The sequence below is a fragment of the Klebsiella sp. K5-306 genome (assembly GCF_051835185.1).
In the GTDB taxonomy this organism is placed as follows: Bacteria; Pseudomonadota; Gammaproteobacteria; order Enterobacterales; family Enterobacteriaceae; genus Klebsiella; species Klebsiella oxytoca.
In genome coordinates this window covers 1-21,603 of sequence record NZ_JAIFJY010000033.1, presented here as the reverse complement: position 1 = coordinate 21,603, position 21,603 = coordinate 1, and the positions used below count along the sequence as shown (strand labels likewise).

The 21,603-nt window shown below is 56.9% G+C and carries 23 protein-coding genes; 17 read left to right on the top strand and 6 right to left on the bottom strand.

Annotated elements, in window-relative coordinates; all coding sequences use genetic code 11:
• Positions 1 to 257: 257 nt before the first annotated feature.
• Together K2184_RS28170 and K2184_RS28165 are read right to left on the bottom strand one after the other, a co-directional pair.
• Positions 258 to 980, bottom strand: a complete 723-nt coding sequence (locus tag K2184_RS28170; RefSeq protein ID WP_004105356.1) for an ArsR/SmtB family transcription factor — start codon at positions 978 to 980, stop codon at positions 258 to 260.
• 45 nt (positions 981 to 1,025) lie between these two features.
• Entirely contained in the window at positions 1,026 to 1,337 is a 312-nt protein-coding gene (locus tag K2184_RS28165; RefSeq protein ID WP_004115172.1) for an antibiotic biosynthesis monooxygenase family protein, read from the bottom strand.
• Positions 1,338 to 1,720: 383 nt separating this feature from the next.
• Here K2184_RS28165 and K2184_RS28160 point away from each other — a divergent pair, with 383 nt between their 5' ends.
• Positions 1,721 to 1,930: a YdgH/BhsA/McbA-like domain containing protein gene (locus tag K2184_RS28160; protein WP_004105360.1), complete on the top strand. Its 210-nt coding sequence runs from the start codon at positions 1,721 to 1,723 to the stop codon at positions 1,928 to 1,930.
• A gap of 326 nt (positions 1,931 to 2,256) precedes the next feature.
• Here K2184_RS28160 and K2184_RS28155 read toward each other — a convergent pair whose 3' ends face one another.
• The gene (locus tag K2184_RS28155) at positions 2,257 to 3,141 is read right to left on the bottom strand and encodes an EamA family transporter (RefSeq protein WP_064372390.1); all 885 of its coding nucleotides are present in this window, start codon (positions 3,139 to 3,141) and stop codon (positions 2,257 to 2,259) included.
• Between the two features lie 80 nt (positions 3,142 to 3,221).
• Between K2184_RS28155 and K2184_RS28150 the strand changes: the two genes are divergently transcribed.
• The gene (locus K2184_RS28150; RefSeq protein WP_004105364.1) at positions 3,222 to 3,728 is read left to right on the top strand and encodes a MarR family winged helix-turn-helix transcriptional regulator; all 507 of its coding nucleotides are present in this window, start codon (positions 3,222 to 3,224) and stop codon (positions 3,726 to 3,728) included.
• A 106-nt stretch (positions 3,729 to 3,834) separates the two neighbouring features.
• Here the strand turns inward: K2184_RS28150 and K2184_RS28145 are convergent, their stop codons facing one another.
• The gene (locus tag K2184_RS28145; protein WP_004105365.1) at positions 3,835 to 4,296 is read right to left on the bottom strand and encodes an Lrp/AsnC family transcriptional regulator; all 462 of its coding nucleotides are present in this window, start codon (positions 4,294 to 4,296) and stop codon (positions 3,835 to 3,837) included.
• 149 nt (positions 4,297 to 4,445) lie between these two features.
• Here K2184_RS28145 and K2184_RS28140 point away from each other — a divergent pair, with 149 nt between their 5' ends.
• The 11 genes from K2184_RS28140 (at position 4,446) to K2184_RS28090 (ending at position 15,860) form a co-directional block, all read left to right on the top strand.
• Positions 4,446 to 5,057 (top strand): LysE family translocator, encoded by a 612-nt coding sequence (locus K2184_RS28140; protein ID WP_004105367.1) that lies wholly within the window; start codon positions 4,446 to 4,448, stop codon positions 5,055 to 5,057.
• A gap of 540 nt (positions 5,058 to 5,597) precedes the next feature.
• The gene (locus K2184_RS28135) at positions 5,598 to 6,203 is read left to right on the top strand and encodes a tyrosine-type DNA invertase (RefSeq protein WP_004105369.1); all 606 of its coding nucleotides are present in this window, start codon (positions 5,598 to 5,600) and stop codon (positions 6,201 to 6,203) included.
• Between the two features lie 441 nt (positions 6,204 to 6,644).
• On the top strand, positions 6,645 to 7,271 hold the full coding sequence (locus K2184_RS28130; protein ID WP_004115180.1) for a tyrosine-type DNA invertase: 627 nt from the start codon (positions 6,645 to 6,647) through the stop codon (positions 7,269 to 7,271).
• 464 nt (positions 7,272 to 7,735) lie between these two features.
• Positions 7,736 to 8,281 (top strand): type 1 fimbrial major subunit FimA, encoded by a 546-nt coding sequence (fimA, locus tag K2184_RS28125; protein ID WP_004105373.1) that lies wholly within the window; start codon positions 7,736 to 7,738, stop codon positions 8,279 to 8,281.
• Positions 8,282 to 8,353: 72 nt separating this feature from the next.
• Positions 8,354 to 8,893, top strand: coding sequence for a fimbrial protein (locus K2184_RS28120; protein WP_004105374.1), 540 nt, complete (start codon positions 8,354 to 8,356; stop codon positions 8,891 to 8,893).
• Between the two features lie 35 nt (positions 8,894 to 8,928).
• Positions 8,929 to 9,654, top strand: coding sequence for a fimbria/pilus periplasmic chaperone (locus K2184_RS28115; protein ID WP_004105375.1), 726 nt, complete (start codon positions 8,929 to 8,931; stop codon positions 9,652 to 9,654).
• Between the two features lie 73 nt (positions 9,655 to 9,727).
• Entirely contained in the window at positions 9,728 to 12,364 is a 2,637-nt protein-coding gene (locus K2184_RS28110; protein ID WP_163525853.1) for a fimbrial biogenesis usher protein, read from the top strand.
• A 10-nt stretch (positions 12,365 to 12,374) separates the two neighbouring features.
• Positions 12,375 to 12,905: a fimbrial protein gene (locus K2184_RS28105; protein WP_004115193.1), complete on the top strand. Its 531-nt coding sequence runs from the start codon at positions 12,375 to 12,377 to the stop codon at positions 12,903 to 12,905.
• 12 nt (positions 12,906 to 12,917) lie between these two features.
• A complete protein-coding gene (locus K2184_RS28100; protein ID WP_004105386.1) occupies positions 12,918 to 13,418 on the top strand; it encodes a fimbrial protein in 501 nt (166 codons plus the stop codon).
• A 14-nt stretch (positions 13,419 to 13,432) separates the two neighbouring features.
• Complete coding sequence (locus tag K2184_RS28095) at positions 13,433 to 14,395, top strand: fimbrial protein (RefSeq protein ID WP_004115194.1); 963 nt, start codon at positions 13,433 to 13,435, stop codon at positions 14,393 to 14,395.
• Positions 14,396 to 14,423: 28 nt separating this feature from the next.
• Positions 14,424 to 15,860 carry an EAL domain-containing protein gene (locus K2184_RS28090; RefSeq protein WP_163525854.1) on the top strand — a complete coding sequence of 479 codons (1,437 nt, stop codon included), beginning with the start codon at positions 14,424 to 14,426 and terminating at the stop codon, positions 15,858 to 15,860.
• A gap of 47 nt (positions 15,861 to 15,907) precedes the next feature.
• Here K2184_RS28090 and K2184_RS28085 read toward each other — a convergent pair whose 3' ends face one another.
• Positions 15,908 to 16,180 carry a GNAT family N-acetyltransferase gene (locus K2184_RS28085; RefSeq protein ID WP_004115198.1) on the bottom strand — a complete coding sequence of 91 codons (273 nt, stop codon included), beginning with the start codon at positions 16,178 to 16,180 and terminating at the stop codon, positions 15,908 to 15,910.
• Positions 16,181 to 16,191: 11 nt separating this feature from the next.
• Entirely contained in the window at positions 16,192 to 16,422 is a 231-nt protein-coding gene (gene yjdI / locus K2184_RS28080; RefSeq protein WP_004105390.1) for a 4Fe-4S mono-cluster protein YjdI, read from the bottom strand.
• A gap of 269 nt (positions 16,423 to 16,691) precedes the next feature.
• Between yjdI and K2184_RS28075 the strand changes: the two genes are divergently transcribed.
• Genes K2184_RS28075 through K2184_RS28060 form a run of 4 tightly spaced genes read left to right on the top strand, consistent with a single transcriptional unit; the run spans position 16,692 to position 21,433 of the window.
• Positions 16,692 to 16,964, top strand: coding sequence for a YtcA family lipoprotein (locus tag K2184_RS28075; protein ID WP_004105391.1), 273 nt, complete (start codon positions 16,692 to 16,694; stop codon positions 16,962 to 16,964).
• A 6-nt stretch (positions 16,965 to 16,970) separates the two neighbouring features.
• Entirely contained in the window at positions 16,971 to 17,999 is a 1,029-nt protein-coding gene (gene mdtN, locus K2184_RS28070; RefSeq protein ID WP_004105396.1) for a multidrug transporter subunit MdtN, read from the top strand.
• Between the two features lie 9 nt (positions 18,000 to 18,008).
• Positions 18,009 to 19,952, top strand: coding sequence for an FUSC family protein (locus K2184_RS28065; RefSeq protein ID WP_163525852.1), 1,944 nt, complete (start codon positions 18,009 to 18,011; stop codon positions 19,950 to 19,952).
• Complete coding sequence (locus K2184_RS28060) at positions 19,949 to 21,433, top strand: MdtP family multidrug efflux transporter outer membrane subunit (RefSeq protein WP_023321577.1); 1,485 nt, start codon at positions 19,949 to 19,951, stop codon at positions 21,431 to 21,433. The genes K2184_RS28065 and K2184_RS28060 overlap by 4 nt, the downstream gene beginning before the upstream one ends.
• Positions 21,434 to 21,603 lie beyond the last annotated feature (170 nt).

Below are 21,603 nucleotides of genomic sequence, written 5' to 3'. Positions count from 1 at the left end.
GGCGTCAGGAACGAATTCTAATAAAGAAATCGTCAAGGCTGTCGGCGTCAAAGAATGCTATTTTTCGCTGACAAATATACATATGTTCACGAGCTGTTAATCAATGTAACAGATAGCTGACAACTATTAATGATTCAGGATTGATAGCAAGAAACAAAGTTATTGTTATTTACACGGAAGGGGAAAAGACGATATAGAATTAACAATATAGCAACCTATATTGGCATAAAAACTATTCCCCCCCTGTCAGAACACTCTTAATCACTCGCTGATCGGGTATTTTTCGCCAGCTGAAAATGCTGATGTAGCGCTCGCCATCCTGCTGACGTAATCGTCACTTCGCGGAATCCCGGGGTAGTGGTAAACCAGCCTTTCTGCAGACCGTGCTGCAGCAGCGCCGCGCCTGCCGCCCCACCGAGATGAAAGCGACGTTCGCTCCAGTCAAGGCAGCCGCAGCACGCTTTGCGCCGGGAGCCGCTCTTCGTCATTATCCCCAGGCGCGCAAACTGCGCTTCGCCGACGGGCGTCAGAGCAGTGCCATCAGGCGCTATCCACGCTTCGCGCAGCAGAAAATCATACAGTGATACCGCCACTTCGCCGGCCAGATGATCGTAACAGGTACGCGCGACGCGTAAATTAACCGGCGTTGCGGTGGACAGCGCCACCGCACGCTTGCCGGCCATGGTCATCATATTTTCCAGCAATCCGGCAACATCGCTACCGGCGAGGCGGTAGTAGCGATGGCGGCCCTGGGCAAGGCACATCAGCAAACCGCTGCTGACCAGCCGGCTAAGATGCGCGCTGGCGGTGGAGGGGGAAATGTCGGCCACGGTGGAAAGCTCGGTAGCCGTCCACGCCCGGCCATCCATCAAGGCGCAAAGTATCTTCAACCGCGAGGCATCCGCCATTGCCGACGCCACTGCCGCCATCGCCAGGGCCAGCGATTCATCGTCTTCAATCCGCTCAACAGGTTTTAACATAGCGCCTCGCTTATTTTCCCAACGGCAAACTGCCGCCATATTACGTTAATCGGCATGTTGAGAACGATATTCGCGCAGCACCCGGGCAACCCGAATTTGATAGCAGGCGAAGATGCTCTCCCGTCCCTCTTTCTGCGCAGCCTGATGGCAAAGGTTGCGCCTCCACGCCAGTACCGCATCTTCATCCCGCCACCAGGAGAGCGACAGAATTTTGCCTGCCGCAGTCAGGCTTTGAAAACGCTCAATGGCAATAAAACCGTCAATATCGCTCAGCAGCGGCTTCAGCTCCGCCGCCAGCGTTAAGTAGCGCTCCTGGCTCGCCGGGGTAACCTCAGCTTCAAAGAGTACTGCAATCATATCGTCGTCCTCACGCAATCAGTGTGAAGGCCAGGGTATCTTCTTTGCCGGGCTCAATGCTTCGCTGATGGGCGAAGTATGATGGCTTTTATTGCGTAAAAAACGCCCTACATATTCACAAAAGCAATAGTTAATAACCTGAAGAAAGCTAATCGCGCCTCTTTTGAAACTATTTTCTAAGGCCTGAAACAGGTCTCAAAAGAGAGCATCCATATGTTTTTATTGAAAATAAAAAAACAAAATCAGGTAATTCATCATCATACCGTCACAAAAGTGTGATCTAAATCGCACTTTTTGCAACGCGCGTTATAGTTAGCAGACTTATTATAAGTCCATCGAAAGCAACCACGCTTTCCACCATAAAAGTTAAAAGGATAAACACCATGAAAAACGTAAAATTACTTGCCGCTGCCGGTATGCTGTCTCTGGTCTCTTTTGCTAGCTTCGCTCAGCCTGTTAGCGTAACCGCAGATACTCTGGACAACGCCGAAGCCAAAATCGCTGCCATTGCTAAAGACCAGGGTGAGTCTTACCACATTACCGAAGCTTATACCGGTAACCAGGTACATATGACCGCCGAGCTGTCTAAATAATCGAATGGTTGCAGAGGGAGCTGCCGGACAGGTCGCCTGAAGGCGGCTGGTCTGGCTCCCGCCACATAATAAGCACCCAGCAATGTCGAGCCCCTTGATGGGGCTTTTTTGTTTTTGGCGAACAGTGAACCCGCAGCCCGGTTTGTGGGTTCACCGCCGTCTGCGGTGCAGTAGCCCGGACAGATGCGCAGCATCGCCTCCGGGAAATTTGGCCACTCTGCGCGCTGCCCCCGGGGGCGGCGCTTGACGCGCCTTGCCCGGGCTACAGGTTCATCGCCGTCTGCGGGCCGGTAGCCCGGACAGATGCGCAGCATCGCCTCCGGGATTTACCGACCCGCTGCAGCTCTCTTATTCGATAACGCGCGCTGAATCGACAGCACGCTGAATAGCACAATCACCAATCCCGCCAGCGCCAGCCCCTCAATTTTTTGTCCGAGGAAAATCCAGCCTAATAGTACCGCTGTCACCGGACTCAGCAGGCTCATTGCCGATACCGCTACCGGAGAAAGACGGCCAATACCGCGGAACCAGAGGCCATACGCGAGCATTGCCCCGGCAACGCACAGCCACAAATAACCCGCCGCCTGAGTCAGCGTTACCTGATGCAGCGGCGGATCGACCAGTAACGCAATCGGCGCCAGTACAATACCGCCAATCAGCAGCTGCCAGCCTGTCAGGGCAATAACCGGCAAGGCGATCGCCCAGCGCCGCGACAGCCAGGTCCCAAGCGCCATACTCATCGCCCCCAGAAACGCCGCGCCGATCCCAAGCGGATCGAGCGTCATTTGCGGCGATAGCAGCAACATCGCCATTCCCACGATCCCCGTCATTGCTGATAGCACCGCGAGCCAGGGCGATCGCTGACGATCGACGCACCATGCCAGCAGCATCACCAGCAGCGGCTGGATAGCGCCAATCACCGCCGCCAGTCCGCCCGGCAGCCGATAAGCGGCAATAAACAGCAGCGCCTGGAACGCGCCGATATTCAGGATCCCGGTGACAATCAGCTTCCACCACTCGCCGCGCAGCGGAAGGCGACGGCTCCAGATCAGCAGGGCGATCCCGGCCGGCAGCACCCGCAGCAGCGCGGCGATAAACGGTCTATCGGGCGGCAGGAACTGCGAGGTGACAATATAGGTGCTGCCCCAGATGGCGGGCGCCAGCGCGGTTAAGAATAGATCTACAACAAGGTTGCGCGAAACAAAGGCCATGATTTTATCTTCATATCAAGGTAAATTATGGCCTAAGTATGTATCGATATTTATCTTGATATCAAGACAAGTAGGCATTAATGGACAAATCACCGCAGACCGACGCCGTGGATCGCATTCTTGAACAGTGGAAACGGGAACGCCCCGATCTCGATTGCACTCCAATGGGACCGTTCGGTCGTCTGAAGCGCTGCGCACTGCTGCTGGAACCGCGCATTGAAGCGGCTTTTCTTCGCCATGATTTAGTGCGCTGGGAGTTTGACATGCTGGCGACTTTGCGACGGGCGGGCGATCCGTTCGTGCTGTCGCCAACCCAGCTCTTTTCAACGTTAATGATCACCTCCGGCACCATGACCCATCGTCTTAAGGCGCTGGAAAAACGAGGGTTTATTCGCCGCCTGCCAAACCCGGACGATGCGCGCAGCATGCTGGTCGCGCTGACGCCTGAGGGGCGGAAGTTAATCGACAGGGCGGTAGAGAGCCACGTGGAAAATGAGCGGCAGCTGCTGGATGGCCTTTCTGCGGGGCAGCGCCAGCAGCTTGATGAAGCGCTGACGGTGTTTATGCGTCTGCTGGAAAAAGAGTAATACCACTCTGCTTTGACAGAATGCTCATACTGCTGCCGGCTCACCTTTGATGACGCATCACCGTTATTTCCCCGGAGGCGATGCTACGCATCTGTCCGGGCTGCGGTTACCCATTACCGAGCGGAAAAGGGCGATCCTGCACGACCGTCTTCATGACCAATGTCGAACGTAAATGCTGCACGCCGGGCATTGCGGAGAGTTTATCATCGTACAGCTTCTGGAAGGCCGGAAGATCGCGCGTCACCACATGCATCAGATAGTCCGGATCGCCAAACAGACGCTGCGCCAGCACGATTTGCGGGATCTCTTCGACCGCTTCCTCAAACGCGCTTACCGCTTTTTTGTCCCCCTCTTTTAGCGTCGCGAAGACGATGGCCAAAAAGTTGAAGCCCATTTTAGCCGGATCAAGGTTGGCCCGATAGCCGGTAATCACCCCCTCCTGCTCCAGCGTGCGCAGCCGGCGATGACAGGGCGAAAGACTGAGATTCACCCGTTCGGCCAGCTCGGTTATCGATAGTCGCCCGTCGGCCTGCAGCTCAGCAAGAATTTTTCGATCGATGCTATCCATTTGGAATATTTTCCCTCAGATTTCCCTTCCAGAGCATAACATTGAAAGCTCATTGCGCAATAAACCCGATATTCTTTTCCTCAAATAATCGCCGCTTTACGAGGGAAAACGATGAGAAACTGCCATCAACACGCAGGGGTGCGCTGGCCATGGAAATGAGCTTTATCGCCAGCTTTTGGCTGGTTTCCTTTCTGCTGATCATCACGCCGGGGGCTGACTGGGCCTACACCATCAGCGCAGGGATCAACGGGCGGCGCGTGATACCCGCCGTCGCCGGACTAATGTCCGGTCACCTGCTGGCCACGCTGATCGTCGTCGCCGGAATCGGCGTGTTAATCGCCGGCCACCCGCTGGCGCTATCGACGATTACCCTGCTGGGCGCGGGCTATCTGATGTGGCTGGGGATCGCTATTTTGCGCCATCCGCCAACGCCAGGCACACAGCAATACAGCGCGGATAGCTGGAATCGCTGGGCGATTAAGGGGCTATGCATTAGCGGCCTCAATCCAAAAGTCTTTCTTCTGTTTCTGGCCCTGCTGCCGCAGTTTACCGACCCCCAGGGAAGCTGGTCGGTCGCGCAGCAGATGTCGGCGCTGGGCGGTATTCACCTTATCACCTGCACGCTGGTCTATTTACTGGTCGGCTACGGCGCCAAAGCGCTGTTAGCGACCCGGCCTCAAATCGCGCAAAAGGTCAGCATCGCTTCGGGGGTGATGATGGTCGCCATAGCCGCCCTGCTGTTTCTGGAGCAGCTGAGGTAGCCTGCCATATAAGGCGCGAGCGCGTGTCCTGTTCGCGCCACGGCATTATTACGGCAAAAACGCATTGCTGTACGGTTATTTTGCATTCGTCATCACCCCACTCTAAATTAGCCAATGCGCATCTCTCGCTTCCTTATCAGCCAGATTTTTTGGCTACGCAACCCTCCGATATACCCCCCTCTTAGCGGCAGTTAAGGTTTATCTCATATGAAATAAAACAATTCTTAACGCTCCCCACAATTGTTGCGCTTCCTGTTTTCCCTATTCATAAGATGGTTTTTGCAGTATGGTTAACATTATTAGAAGTTATATACTGCTGCCTACCCAGTTAAGGAGAAAAAGAATGAGCAGGATATGGGCCCTACCCCAAACCGCAACGCCGAATATATATATAAAAATAAGAACTGCCTGTCCAAAAGAAGTCATATCGCTTAAATATTGCCAGCAGCAGCAATAAATAATGCACATGCAGCCGAATCTTATCATTATCTTATGATGGCCAAAAAGTGCGCTCGCCGGCTGTATAATAAAGGGAACTCAATGAAAAGCAATGCTATTTTAAAAAAAAGGAACTTCCTGACTCACAATGAAATAGAGTCATTGCTCAAAGCGGCCAACAGTGGTGCACATGCCACGCGCAATTATTGCCTGACATTATTGTGTTTTATTCACGGATTACGCGCCAGTGAAATATGCCGCCTGCAAATTTCCGATATCGACCTTAGTTCTAAATGTATCTATATTCACCGGCTTAAGAATGGATTTTCGACAACGCATCCTTTGCTAAATAAAGAAATCCGCGCATTAAAAAACTGGCTACAGGTCCGCGCCTCGTACCCGCAGTCCGACAGCGAATGGTTATTTCTCTCACGAAAAGGTAATCCTTTGTCTCGCCAGCAGTTTTATCAGATTATTTCCGCCTCTGGTGATAATGCCGGGCTATCGCTCGAAATTCATCCGCATATGCTCCGTCATTCATGCGGCTTCGCCCTGGCCAACATGGGCATTGATACCCGCCTTATCCAGGACTACCTGGGCCACCGCAACATTCGCCATACCGTATGGTATACCGCCAGTAACGCTGGCCGTTTCTATGGTATCTGGGACGAAAGCAGAGACAGACAGCGGAGCCCTGTTCTGCCGTAATGCTCGATGCCAGGGAGGGCGTCAAAATAACCGTCAGGCAGCGGTAAACATTAAAAAAAATTAACCATGCGGTGTTTATGATTATTGTTCCGGCAAGTTCACAGCGCAACGATGATTTATCTTATTACCCCCGGGCATGGCCCTGCATATAAATGCGTCAACGCCCTTCCGTTTAAAATAGCCGCAATCATGCTTTTTTCCTTTTAATTTTATGCACCTGAAAAAGAACCGCGGCCCAGAGGTTGTCGCCATCAATAAAATCTATAAGAATAAGATTTATCATCTGTAATATTCTGCCCCATAGCCGCTACAATGTCATTATTCAACTATGCTTAAGCCCCTTCGTATAATACGCGATTAACCTTGCGGATTATTTGTGAGCGCCCCCTGCGGTCAGCAGGGTCGTGTTAATTTTCAAGATCATATCAGGAGTTATTTATTGTGAACCGACGTCGTTTTCTTACTGGTAAAGAAGTTCAGGCGATGATGCTGGCAGCCCGCCACGGGCAAACGGGAGAGCGGGATTACTGTCTAATCCTGCTCGCTTTTCGTCATGGTATGCGCATTAGCGAATTACTCGATCTGCACTACCGCGACCTCGATCTTGTCGAAGGCCGCATCAATATTCGACGGCTGAAGAATGGATTCTCCACCGTACATCCTCTGATGGTCGATGAATGTGACGCTATCAGGCGCTGGAGTCAGGTACGCGGCGCCTGGAAAGGCGCGCAAAAAACCGATGCGCTGTTTATATCGCGACGCGGTACGCCGCTTTCGCGTCAGCAGGCCTACCGCATCATCCGCACCGCTGGCGTAGACGCTGGTACGGCTACCCATACTCACCCGCATATGCTGCGCCATGCCTGCGGTTACGAACTGGCGGAGAGAGGGGCCGACACCCGCCTTATTCAGGACTATCTCGGCCATCGAAACATTCGCCATACTGTACGCTATACGGCCAGCAACGCCGCGCGATTCGCCGGACTCTGGGAGCGCAACAACCTGATGGAGTGGAATTTACAAAATCAGAGAATGGAAAATAAGTGTTTGATAAATAAAGGGAAATAACTTACCGAACAGGTCAATTGGGGCCAAACTGTGTGCATCATAAAAATATTCAGTAACCTTTTGCAACCATCGAATGCATCAAACAGGGGGTAAAAACCAATATCACTTTGATTAACAATGTTTTTTTATTTTTAATCTTTTCCAGAAACGTCCTTCTTTCCGCTGCCCATCCTTCCCGGCCACGCGTTGCCGATAGCCATCCATGGCTTATTAAGCCCTAACGATATCGATTTTTTATGTCGTTAAATAACGACAAAACAGTTTAAAAATCTAAATAAACCATCAGATCATCATAATTTCAGTCAATTACGTCAACGAGTCAAAATGGCCCCAAATGTCTCATTTTTTGGGTGAAAAACATGCAGAACCGCAGCCGAATATATCGGCTGAAATATGAAATACCTGGAGGTCATGATGACGGCCAGATCGGTTCGTAATCCCGATATTGTTCAAAGGAAAACAACATGAAAATCAAATCACTGGCAATCGTTGTTCTGTCAGCCCTGTCTCTGAGCTCCGCGGCGGCGCTGGCCGACACCACGGTAAATGGCGGCACGGTGCATTTTAAAGGGGAAGTCGTCAACGCAGCCTGCGCCATTGACGCGGGTTCAATCGATCAAACCGTTCCAATGGGCCAGGTACGTTCGGCGAAACTGGCGACTGCGGGCAGCACCAGCACGGCTGTCGGCTTCAATATCCAGCTGAACGATTGTGACACCACCGTTGCCACCAAGGCCTCCGTCGCCTTCACCGGCACCGCGATTGACAGCACCAACACCACCGTACTGGCGCTGCAAAGCTCTGCGGCAGGCAGCGCGACTAACGTCGGCGTGCAGATCCTTGACCGTACCGGCACCCCGCTGGCGCTGGATGGCGCAACCTTCGGCGCAGCTTCCACCCTGAACGATGGCACCAACATCATTCCGTTCCAGGCTCGCTACTACGCGACTGCCGCTGCCACTGCCGGTACCGCTAACGCGGACGCCACCTTTAAAGTGCAGTACCAGTAATTTTTTCATCAGGCAGGGACGCGCGCCGGGCCAGGAAGGCCCGTTATCCATAACGGAATTCGGGTGATAACGATGCAAAGGATGAAGTCAGGTCTGTTGATATTTTTGCTCCCGCCGCTGGCGCTGGCCGGTAACCAGTGGAACGTCACGCTGCCCGGCGGAAACATGCGCTTTCAGGGGATCATTATTGCCGAGTCCTGCCGCGTTGAAGCGGGCGACCGGCAGATGACGGTCAACATGGGGCAGATCAGCAGCAATCGGTTTCATTCGGCCGGAGAAGACACCAATCCCGTCCCCTTCGATATCCACCTGCAGGAGTGCAGTACCGCCGTCAGCCAGCGCGTTGGCGTGGCCTTTCACGGCGTCGCCGATGGTAAAAACCCGGACGTGCTCTCAGTGGGCGAAGGACCGGGGATAGCGACCGGCGTGGGCGTCGCTCTGTTTGATAAAGACGACCAGCCAATCCCACTGAACGGTCCTCCCGCCGCCTGGACAAGATTGTATACCGGGCCAACCACATTGCATTTTGTAGCGAAATACCGGGCAACAGGGCATCAGGTCACCGGAGGCGCGGCCAACGCTCAGGCCTGGTTCTCCCTGACCTACCAGTAATTAATCAGCAAACGAACCGAAAACAGGAAACGACGGTGACGATAAAAGGGGTAAACGTGAGAACAACACTGGCGATAACGCGCGGTTTACTGGCGGGAGCGCTGATGATAGCCGCCATGGGATTTACCGCTCGCGCCGAGGCTGGCGTGGCGCTGGGGGCGACCCGCGTCATCTATCCTGCCGGGCAAAAGCAGGTTCAGCTGGCGGTCACCAACAACGACGAAAAGAGCACTTATTTGATTCAGTCATGGGTGGAGAATGCCGATGGCGCGAAGGACGGTCGCTTTGTCATCACCCCGCCGCTGTTCGCCATGCAGGGAAAAAAAGAGAATACCCTGCGCATCATTGATGCCACCAGCAACCAGCTGCCGCAGGATCGGGAGACGCTGTTCTGGATGAACGTCAAAGCGATCCCGTCGATGGATAAATCAAAGCTCAGCGACAACACTCTCCAGCTGGCGATCATCAGCCGCATCAAGCTCTATTACCGTCCGGCAAAGCTGGCGCTGCCGCCGGATCAGGCTGCGGAAAAGCTGAAATTTCGCCGCGGCGCAGGCACGCTTACGTTGATCAACCCCACCCCCTACTACCTGACGGTCACCGAACTCAACGCCGGTACCCGGGTGCTGGAAAATGCGCTGGTTCCGCCGATGGGTGAAGCCAGCGTTAAATTACCCGCCGATGCAGGTCGCGAGATTACATACCGGACGATTAACGACTACGGCGCGCTGACCCCGCGGATGCAGGGCGCTACGCAATAACTGACGGGAGACCGCGTTCTCCCGGAAATAAAAATAAGAACTGACAGCCGGGCGACTTTGGACCGGAGGGACTATGTCACATCTGAAATATGGACTCGACGATCTGGGCTCCGGACGTAAAAGCAGCCACGGGCCGGGGAATGCGCGCGCTTTCGCTCAAATCACGCTGGCTCTGTTACTTGCGGCACCGATCTTTTCCGTGCAGGCGGAGCTCTATTTTAATCCACGTTTTTTAGCGGATGACCCTGCCGCCGTGGCGGACTTATCAGGATTTGCCAACGGCCAGGAGGTCCCTCCGGGAACCTATCGCGTCGATATTTACCTCAATGACGGGTTTATGACTACCCGCGATGTCACTTTTAATAGTAGCGAAAGCGATCGCTCGCTGGTCCCCTGCCTGACGCGCGGGCAGCTGGCCGGGATGGGCGTCAACACGACATCCATTAAAGGGATCGGCGCTCTGGCATCCGATGCCTGCGTACCATTAACCGAAACCATCAAGGACGCCACTACCCGCTTCGATGTCGGCCTGCAGCGGCTGTACCTGACCGTACCCCAGGCGTTTATGGGCAACCGCGCCCGCGGCTATATTCCGCCCGAACTCTGGGACCACGGGATTAACGCCGGGCTGCTGAACTACAACTTCACCGGCAACAACGTCCATAACGACATCGGCGGCAGCAGCAACTACGCGTACCTGAACCTGCAGAGCGGGCTGAATCTCGGCGCCTGGCGTCTGCGCGATAACACCACCTGGAGCTACAGCAGTAGCGGCAGTTCGTCGGCCAGTGAAAACAAGTGGCAGCACGTCAATACCTGGCTGGAGCGCGACATCACCGCGCTGCGTTCGCGCCTCACGCTGGGCGACAGCTACACCAACGGCGACGTCTTCGACGGCATTAACTTCCGCGGCGCGCAGCTCGCCTCCGATGACAACATGCTGCCGGACAGCCAGAAGGGGTTTGCCCCGGTTATCCACGGCATTGCCCGCGGCACCGCTCAGGTGTCGGTGAAGCAGAACGGCTATGAGATCTACCAGAGCACGGTGCCCCCCGGCCCGTTCACCATCAACGATCTCTACTCCGCCGGCAACGGCGGCGACCTGCAGGTGACCATCAAAGAGGCCGACGGCAGCAGCCAGGTCTTCACCGTCCCTTATTCGTCCGTGCCGGTGCTCCAGCGCGAGGGCCATACCCGCTATGCGGTCACCGCCGGGGAGTACCGCAGCGGCAGCAATCAGCAGGAAAAACCGAAATTTTTCCAGAGCACCGTAATGCGCGGTCTTCCGGCGGGCTGGACCCTGTACGGCGGCACCCAGTTGGCGGATCGCTACCGCGCCTTTAACCTCGGCGTCGGCAAAAATCTGGGCCAACTGGGGGCGCTGTCGCTGGATATCACCCAGGCCAACGCCACCCTGCCCGATGACAGCGAGCATCAGGGGCAGTCGGTGCGTTTCCTCTATAACAAGTCGCTGACGGATACCGGCACCAATATTCAGCTGGTGGGCTACCGCTACTCGACGCGCGGCTATTTCGGCTTCGCCGACACCACCTATAACCGGATGAGCGGCTACAACGTCGAGACCCAGGACGGCGTGGTGCAGATGAAGCCGAAGTTCACTGATTACTACAACCTCGCGTACAACAAGCGCGGCAGGGTACAGCTCAGCGTCACCCAGCAGCTGGGGCGTACCGCCACGCTCTACCTGAGCGGTAGCCACCAGACCTACTGGGGAACCAGCAGCGCCGACCAGCAGCTCCAGGCCGGGCTTAACGCCGCCGTCGACGATATCAACTGGACCCTGAGCTACAGCCTGACCAGAAACGCCTGGCAGCAGGGCCGCGACCAGATGCTGGCGCTCAACGTCAGTATCCCGTTCAGCCACTGGATGCGTTCCGACAGTACCTCCGCCTGGAGAAACGGTAACGCCAGCTACAGCATGTCCAACGATCTGAACGGCAGGACCACCAGCCTTGCCGGCCTGTACGGCACGCTGCTGGAGGACAACAACCTGAGCTACAGCGTACAGACCGGCTACGCCGGCGGCGGCGATGGCAACAGCGGCGGCACCGGATACGCGGCGCTGAACTACCGCGGCGGCTACGGTAACGCCAACGTCGGCTACAGCCGCAGCGACGGTATCAAACAGCTCTACTACGGCCTGAGCGGCGGCGTGCTGGCCCACGCTGACGGCGTCACCCTGAGCCAGCCGATGAACGACACGGTCGTGCTGATCAAAGCCCCCGGCGCGGATGGCGTGAAGGTAGAAAACCAGACCGGGGTACGGACCGACTGGCGCGGCTACGCCGTTCTGCCCTACGCCACCGAATACCGGGAAAACCGGGTGGCGCTGGACACCAATAGCCTGGCCGATAACGTCGACCTTGATGATGCGGTGGTCAGTATTGTGCCCACCCACGGGGCGATTGCGCGCGCCGAATTTAAGGCCAGCGTCGGCATGAAGCTGCTGATGACGCTGACTCACAACGGTAAACCGGTTCCTTTTGGCGCCATAGCCTCCGCTGTCGACAGCCAGGGCAGCAGCATCGTCGCCGATAACGGCCAGGTCTACCTGAGCGGGATGCCGCTGGCGGGCAAGGTGCGGGCGAAATGGGGCGAAGGTCCGAACGCCAGCTGTGAGGCCAGCTACAGCCTGCCGCCGGAAAGCCAGAACCAGGCGTTAAGCCAGCTGTCGGCAGCGTGCCGCTAAGGAAACCATGATGATGAGAAAAAACCTGTATCTGCTGGGCGCCATACTCTCTCTGGTCTCCTTCAGCACCCCTGCCGCCGATAGCACCATCACGATTAGCGGATATGTCAGGGATAACACCTGCGCCGTCGCAGGTGAGTCAAAAGATTTTACCGTCGATCTGATGAATAACGCCGCCAAACAGTTTAATGCCGTCGGCACGACCACGCCGCTGGTGCCGTTTCGCATCGTGCTGTCGCCCTGCGGCGGCTCCGTCACCGCGGTTAAAGTCGGCTTTACCGGCATAGCGGACAGCGACAACACCAGCCTGCTTAAGCTGGACAGTGGCGTATCGGCAGCGTCCGGCATCGGCGTGCAGATCCTTAACGGCAGCCGGGCGCCCCTGGTACTCAACGCCCCCTCGTCAAACATCGCGTGGACCACGCTGAAACCCGGGCAGACCAACACCCTCAACTTCTACGCCAGGCTGATGGCCGCGCGCGTCCCGATTACGGCAGGACACGTTAATGCCACCGCAACCTTCACGCTTGAATTTCAGTAACCGGAGGCTGAAATGAAATGGACTCATGCACCCTGGCTGCTGGCGGTAATGATGGCCTTCGCCAGCGCCCCCCGCGCCGCCGACGTGACCATTACCGTTAACGGTAAAGTGGTGGCCAAACCCTGCACCATCGCCACGCCGAAGGCCACCGTTGACCTTGGTGATTTATACACCTTTAACATGCTTTCACCCGGCTCGGCATCAGGCTGGCATGACGTCACCCTCGATCTCAGCAACTGTCCGGTCGGCACCTCGCGGGTCACCGCCACCTTCAGCGGAACGGCGGACAGCACGGGCTACTACAAAAATCAGGGAACGGCGGGCAACCTCCAGCTGGAATTGCAGGATACCAGCGGCGCCCGGTTTAACAACGGCACAAGCAAAACGGTGGCCGTCAACGATGCCACGCAATCCACCCGCTTTCCATTGCGCGTCAGGGCGCTGACGGTTAACGGCGGACCAACGCAAGGAACAATCCAGGCGGTGATTAACGTCACCTACACCTGGCTATAAGGCAGGAGAACGTTATGAATCAGCGGATTACCGCTCCCCGTAGATGTCGTATGGCGCTGGTCAACGCGCTGTGGCTGGCGCTTGTGTTAGCGGGCTTTTCCACCAGCGTCAGGGCTTATACCTGCTACGACTCCACCGGCACCATATTAAACAGCGATACCGGCGGGAAAGTATCCAACGTCTACGTTAACCTGCAGCCAAGCCTCGGAGCGGGGCAGAACCTTGTCGTCGACTTATCCAGCTCGATTTTTTGTAAAAATGACGCGCCGGACAGGCGCAACGACATGGTAAGCATGCTACAGGGCTCGGCCTATAGCGGCCTGCTGACCAATTTTACCGGTTCTTTAAAGTACTACGGAGTTAGCTATAGCTTCCCGCTAAACTCCCCGACCGCCAGCCATAATTTTACTTCCGGCAACTACACCAGCTGGAATACCCAGCTCTACCTGACGCCAATATCCACCGCCTCCGGGCTGGCGATAAGCGCCGGCTCGCATATCGCCACGCTGGTTATGTATCAGGTGGGTTCCGATATCAACGGCGGCGGTAACGTTCGTACCTCTAAATTTACCTGGAACATCTATGCCAACAATAGCGTGATTATCCCCACGGGCGGCTGCGATGTTTCCGCTCGCAACGTCACGGTAACGCTGCCTGAGTACCCGGGTTCGACCGCTGTTCCGCTCACGGTACGCTGCGGGCAAAATCAAAAGATAGGTTTTTACCTCTCCGGCACCACGGCGGATAGCGCCAACAGCGTGTTCACCAATACCTCTTCCGCCTCACCGGCCCAGGGGATAGGCGTTCAGCTATTGCGCAATGGCACTATTCTGCGCTCAAACAGTACCGTCTCTATGGGAACCGTGGGCACCTCCGCGGTCAACCTCGGACTCACCGCAACCTATGCGCGAACCAGCGGCCAGGTCACCGCGGGCAACGTGCAATCCATTATTGGGGTGACCTTTGTTTACCAGTAACGCGCCCGCGGCGCGCGGCAGAGCGGGAGTGGACTATATCCTTTCGCCCTGCTCGCTGGTCGCCGATGGATTAGTCAAAGTGATGATGGCCAGCGGCATGCGGCCCGTTGTGCTGCCGTCGGATACGCAGATGCTTCCCGGCGACACGGGCATTCGCCGCCTTATCGTTTTTCTGCCGGAAACCCCGGCCAGGCTGCTCACCACCCTGCAGCAGGCCGCTGCGTTTCTTGAACACTCCGCGACGCCGCTGCCGATGCTGATCCTCAGCCGCAGCCCGGCCAGCTGGCTGTGGCATACGCTGCTGCATCAGGTCATCGATCACCGTTTGCTTGCCGAAGTGCGCACCGCCGCCTCGGACCTGCCCGTCCCCAGCCTGACCGCGGTGCTGCAGGACTATATTTTGCAAAGATATCCTTCACTTAAACAGCTGGCCGACGAAGAGATACGCCTCGGCGGAAAGCGCCCTGGCGGGCTCACCCGGCCGGAGCTAAATGCCATTCTCGGTCTACTCAGCGGATACAGCGTCAACGCCCAGGCAAAGCGCCGCGGCATTAGCCACAAAACGCTTTATAACCAGCGAACGGCAGGACTGAAAAAAATGGTGGAACATCATCCTCAGCTGGCAACCCGATTCCCCGGCAGCCAGACCAAAGGGCAGAAGATCCAACCGGATGCTGCGCTTTCCGCCTTCGAGCGCGAATTTGTCCACGCCATTCACTGTCGGCAAATTTTCCCGGTATTCCAGCCCATCACCGATAGTCGGATGCAGCTAAAAGGGTTGGAGATCCTCTGTCGCTGGCGGCAAAAGGGACAGGTTATGCTGCCGGGCGAGTTTTTGCCGCAGGTACATTCCGCGTATGCCTGGCTGGTGTTGACCGCCTTTGTGCTTCGCGAGGCCGTGGAGAATATTAATCTGCACTCCGGAGAGTTTTATTTCTCGGTCAATATTCCCGCTGCTATCGCCAGCAATGACAACCTGCTCCGGATGGTGGAGACCGCGCGCCAGCAGCTGCGTCAGCCCCATATGTCTTCGAGGCTGGTACTGGAATTTGCTGAAACCCTGGACCTCAACCTACAGAGTAAAATTGCCGACAATATTTCCCGGCTACGCAAGCAGGGCTTTACCATTATGCTGGATGACTGCTTTTCACAAAGCAGCGTCATGTTTCCGGTACGATCGGTCAGGTTCAGCGCCTATAAGCTGGATATGAGCATCGTCAACGACATGCAGCGCGATCCTCACGCCCTGGCCCTAATCAAAAGTCTGCTCTACTACTGTCAGCTAACCGGTAGCCGCTGTGTTGCCGAAGGCGTGGACAGTCTGGATAAATTCAACCGACTGAAGGCGCTGGGGATCGACCGTTTTCAGGGTTATTTCATCTCGCCGCCGGTGGAGCGGGAAAACGTCAGTGACCTTATCCACCAGCTTTTATCCGGCCGCGATCTGAACCTTATCGCCGGGTAACACGGCGTCAGATAAAAAGGTGGCGCCAGCGCGCTGGCGCATTTATTTCAGGCGCGAATATCGTCGTACTCGCGGGTATGATCAAATTCATGTTTGGCAAACGGGCATAGCGGAATAATTTTACGCTGCTCGCCGCGCATTTTTTCCACCACTTTCGCCACCAGCTTTTTTCCCACGCCCTGGCCTTTCAGACTGGGGTCGACGTCAGTGTGTTCAATAATGCTGAGGTGCTCGCCCGTAGGCACAAAAACAATTTCCGCCACCTGCTTTCCGTCGGCGTCATTGACGTAAAACTTGTTATGACCTTCCAGTATTTCCATCATTTCCTCGCTTATTTTTGGCGATACTTCAGCGCGCCGCTCGGGCAGGTATCAATAACCTTGACCACCGTGGCCACGTCCACTTCATCCGGGACGATCCACGGTTTACGTTTCAGGTTGAAGAGCTTCGCGCTACCGCGTACGCAGTTACCCGAGTGCTGGCAGATATCGGTATTAAAGTAGACATCTATTTTCTCTCCGGTATAGGCGCGGTAGCCCGCTTGCAGTAATTCTTTATCCATGACATTGCCTCAGTTCTGACTATTTTTTATAGTCCTGGCTCTAAGCATAGCCCTGCCAGCCACCGCCGACTATCGCTGACACGCGAAATTTTATTTCGCCCACCGCTGGTCGTTAATGCAGAATGAATGATTTTCTATGCAGGTGTTATCCATAGAAAATATCCTGTTTATCGATGGAATACAGACGCTTCTGTTCTCTCCGCCTTTTATTTCCCCGACAGTGAGATTAAACTCATTTCACCTTAATCCGAGCACTCAGGTATTTCGTCTTGAATCGCATTGTTAAGCTGGCGGGCCCTGCGCTCTTATTTTCGCTATTTACGCTCTCCGGCTGCTCATTATCCCCGGCGATTCCGGTTTTAGGCGCAGCATTTCCCGGCTGGTTCTTCTGCTTATTAGGCGCCGCGCTGTTACTTATTCCCTGCCATATCCTGATTGTGCGTCAAGGATGGCAATCGCGATTTTCTCCACTGGTCTTCAGCTATCTGGCGCTGATGTTCCTGTTCGCCACGATTCTGTGGTTCCTGTTCTTCGTAAACTAGATCCCTATGACCCAATCCCGCTCAAGCGTTATCCGCAAAAAATGGCCCCTGCTGGCGCTCGTTCTCGCCGCGATCGTGGCGCTGATTCTGGTTATCTGGCAGCTGCAAACCTCGCCGGAAACCAACGATGCTTACGTTTATGCCGACACCATCGACGTGGTGCCGGAAGTGAGCGGGCGGATCGTCGAAATGCCGATTCGCGACAATCAGCGGGTGAAAAAAGGCGATCTGCTGTTCCGCATCGACCCGCGTCCCTACCAGGCGATGCTTGATGATGCCAAGGCGCGGCTGACCACGCTTGATGCGCAGATTATGCTGACCCAGCGCACCATCAAAGCGCAGGAGTACAACGCGCAGTCGGTCAACGCCGCCGTTGAACGTGCTAAAGCGCTGGTTAAGCAGACCACCTCTTCACGCATACGCCTTGAGCCGCTGGTACCGCAGGGGTTTGCCTCACAAGAAGATCTGGATCAGGCGCGAACGGCCGAAAAAGCGGCGCGCGCCGAACTGGAGGCCACCCTGCTGCAGGCGAAACAGGCTTCCGCGGCCGTGACCGGCGTTGATGCCATGGTGGCGCAGCGCGCGGGGATCCTGGCGCAAATTGCGCTGGCCGAGCTGCATCTCGAATTTACCGAAGTGCGCGCGCCGTTTAACGGCGTGGTGGTGGCGCTGAAGACGACGATCGGCCAGTACGCCTCGGCCCTTAAGCCGGTCTTTACCCTGCTGGATGACGACCACTGGTACGTGGTGGCAAACTTCCGCGAAACCGACTTGCAGAGTGTTCGGCCCGGCGTTCCGGCCAGAATTACCGTAATGACCAACCATGGCCGCACCTTCGAGGGCGTAGTCGACTCGGTCGGCACCGGCGTTCTGCCCGACGGCGGCAGCGTCATTGAAGGCCTGCCGGTTATTCAGAAGAGCATCAACTGGGTCCATGTCTCCCAGCGCTTCCCGGTTAAAATCGCCGTCAAAGATCCCGACCCGAACCTGTTTCGCATGGGCGCTTCCGCCAGCGCCGTTCTCCAGCCGCAATAAGGAGACGGCATGCAAAGCTTGTGGCCGTTTCTGACCCGGGAACTCCGCGATGCGCCGGGGCGGGCGAACTATACCCTGCGCCTGACGCTCAGCTGTGCGGTGCTGATTGTGCTGTTTATGACGCTGCATATTCCCTTCCTCGCCGTGGCGCTGATCGTGGTGTTTTACGTCAGCCAGCCTAACGTCCTGATGATTAAGCTGGTCAGCGTGGTTTTCGTGGTGACCGTCAGCGTCGCCCTGGGCGGCGTACTGCTGATTATTAAGTGGACCTATGACTATCCGCTAATTCGCCTGGTTGCCTCGGTGATCCTGTTCTTCTGTGCGATTTACCTGATGCGGGTCCTCGGCAAGCTGGGGCTGGCGTTTTTCGTGGTGGCGCTGGCAGTCATCTACGCCCAGACCTTCCCGTCGATGACCAGCCAGAGCGAAATTCTGGTACGCCTGCTGCTGTGGCTATGGGTGGCGATTAACACCGCCATTCTGGTGACGTTGCTGGTCAACGCCTGTTTCCAACAGGCGTTCCCCGGCTATCAGTTTAAAGCCCGGCTGGTGGTCATGCTGCGCCAGACGGCGCAGATTCTTAGCCAACCGGATGGCGGGGCGCTGCAACCCTCCTTTAAAGAGATCGCCGGCCAGTTTAACCAGTTGCAGTCCCTGTACCAGCAAGCCGCCCGCGCCACGCCGGAGATTGCCGCCAGCCCGCAGGCCTGGCAATCGCTGATGGCCGCCGCGCTGCGCTGCTACCATTTAACGGCGCTGCTACAACCGGGCCGCGACCATTCCGATGCGCGCCAGCGGATAGCCCGCGAGCTGAACGCGCTGGCGGATAATCTGCCCCACCCCACGGCGGCGGATATGGAGCCGTTGATGGTCCCGCGCGATAGCGATAACAGCGCCATTTTGCAGGAGATCGCCGAGGTGCTGGCGCGGCTGGCGCGCGGCGAAACCATCGCGTTACCGCAGGGTGAAGTGGAAAAAGCGCCGCTGCTGCTGCCGGACGCGTGGTCCAATCCGGTCTATCTGCACTTTGCCCTGAAAACGCTGCTGGCGACGCTGCTGTGCTACGTTTTCTATACCGCCGCAGACTGGCAGGGCATCCACACCATTATGCTGAGCTGCGTCATTGTCGCCCAGCCGGGTCTGGGCGCTACCATGCAGAAAACGTGGCTGCGCATCGGCGGCGCGCTGCTGGCGACGCTGATTGCGCTGCTCCTGATCGTCTTTGTGCAGCCCTGGACCGACTCGCTGAGCGGCCTGCTGGCGATGACCCTGCCGGTGTTCGCGCTGGCCGCGTGGATTGCGGCAGGCTCAGAGCGCATCGCCTACGCCGGGATCCAGATAGGTTTCACCTTTGCGCTGGCGTTCCTCAGCTGGTTTGGCCCGCTCAGCAACCTTACCGAACTGCGCGACCGGGTTATCGGTATCCTGCTCGGCGTGCTGGTCTCCTCGATTGTACATCTCTATTTATGGCCGGATAGCGAAGCCCCGCAGCTCAAAGCGCGTCTGGCGCAGCTTTATCGCCAGCTGGCGCAGACCCTCTCCTCAAGCGACGATGAGGTTCAGCTGGTACCGCTATTTGCCGCGCTGACCGAGAGCGAAACCTTAATCAACCGGGTAGCCGCCGAGCCGCTGGGAACCTACGCCCACCCGTGGCCGGAAGCCAAAAACTGGCCGGTGCGGGCGACGTTCCATCAGGCGGAAGAGATCCTGCGCCTCAGCGAAGGCTATCGTCTGTACGCCGCGCCGGGGGATACTTTTTTACCCCGCTGCGCCCGGCGGCTTGAAGGCTACGCTGCCGATATCGACGCGCAGCAAACTGCCGTAGAACGCCCTCAGGCGCTTCTCCCGGACCCGGCGAATCCATTTGGCGCGCCGCTGGTCAACGCGCTGGCCGCTCTGCCGGCGTGGCCATTTGCGTCTTCCGATATTCCGCGACAGGCAATGCAATCATGATTAAAACCTCTACTCTCCCGCGCGCCTCGCGATCCCCGGTGTTTGCCTTCGCCCTGACGCTGTTAACCGGGTGCGCATTAATTCAGGACGATCCCGGCCAGGTTCCGCTGGTCAATCCGCAGCAGGCCGAGCTGGCGCAGGTGATCCATCTGGCGAATAGCGGCTGGCCGACGGCGCGCTGGTGGGAAGGCTATCAGGATCCGCAGCTAAATATGCTGGTCAATCGCGCGCTGCAGAACTCCCCCACCATGCAGGCGGCGCGGCTGCGTATTTCGCAATCGCAGTCCACGGTCGAGCTGGCGCAGTCGGCAATGGGCGTGCAGGCCACCGCCGTGGCGGCGCAAAACCGTCTGCGGGTCACCAATAAACAGTTCACCTGGCCCTACTCCTTCTCCCTGCCGGTGGATAAAAACGGCCCCTGGTACACGCTGAATACGGTTGGCGTCGGGGCGACGCTGAATATCGATTTATGGGGCGCCGACCGCGCCCGCGTTGCCGCCGCGATTGGCGAAAAGAACGCCCGCCAGGCGGAGACCGCCGGCATCGAGCTGGATCTTGCCAGCAGCGTGGCCCAGCTCTATTTCGCGATGCAGGCAACTTTCCAGAAAATCGCATTACTTAATCAGCTGGAGGCCATCGCCAGGCTCTCGGTGCAGGCGCATGAGCATCGTACCGCGCGCGGCGTGGAGGATAGCGTCGATGTCGCCAACGCCCAGGCAGAGCTGCTGGCGGCGCAGCAGCAGGTGATTACGGCGCAGGGGACGCTGACGCAGTATCGGGAAACGCTGCGGGCGCTGATTGGCGCCGATGCGCATAGCATGCCGGAGATTCATCCCGTGCCGCTGCCGGCGCTGCAGGAAACGCTCCCGGATTCGCTTTCATTTGAACTGCTGGCCCGTCGCCCGGATCTGCAGGCGCTGCGCGGCTACGTCAGCGCTTCGATGAACCAGGTGGACGCGGCAAAAGCGGCGTTTTACCCGCACTTCGATATCAAAGCCTTCTGGGGCTACAACGCGCTGAGCGTCGGTGATCTGTTTAAGTCCTCATTCCAGCAGATCAACCTGCTGCCGGGGCTCTATTTGCCGTTGTTTGACGGCGGGCGCTTAAACGCCAACCTGAAATCGACGCGTACGGCGAGCAATATTTTAATTAAGCAGTACAATCAGGCGGTGCTGGACGCGGTGCGCGACGTGGCGATTAGCTCCAGCCAGTTGAACGATTTGAACCAGCAGGCCGCGCTGCAGCAGCAGAAAGTCGCGGCGGCGATGATGACCACCCGCAGCGCCAGCGCGCACCATCAGCGCGGACTGGTCAGCTACTATGCGGCGCAGGAGGCGCGTCGTCCGGCCATCGCGCAGCAGCTTTTGCTGCTGGATATCGAGGCCCAGCGGCTCAGCACCGATATCACCTTGATTAAAGCCCTGGGCGGCGATTACCGCGGCCCGGCGGTGGCGTCCGCAGGGAAAGAAGTGGCGCAATAGCCGTGAATCTCCCTGCACGCTGCTCCCGGGGGCGGCGCTTAACGCGCCTTGCCGTATATGGACACCTCCCGTTATGCAAGCCATCTCTGCATTTTGTGTAACGGGGTAAGTTGCGTTCGTATATCCGGCCTCTCTTACGATACCGTCGTATCCGGGCCATGATGTTATCT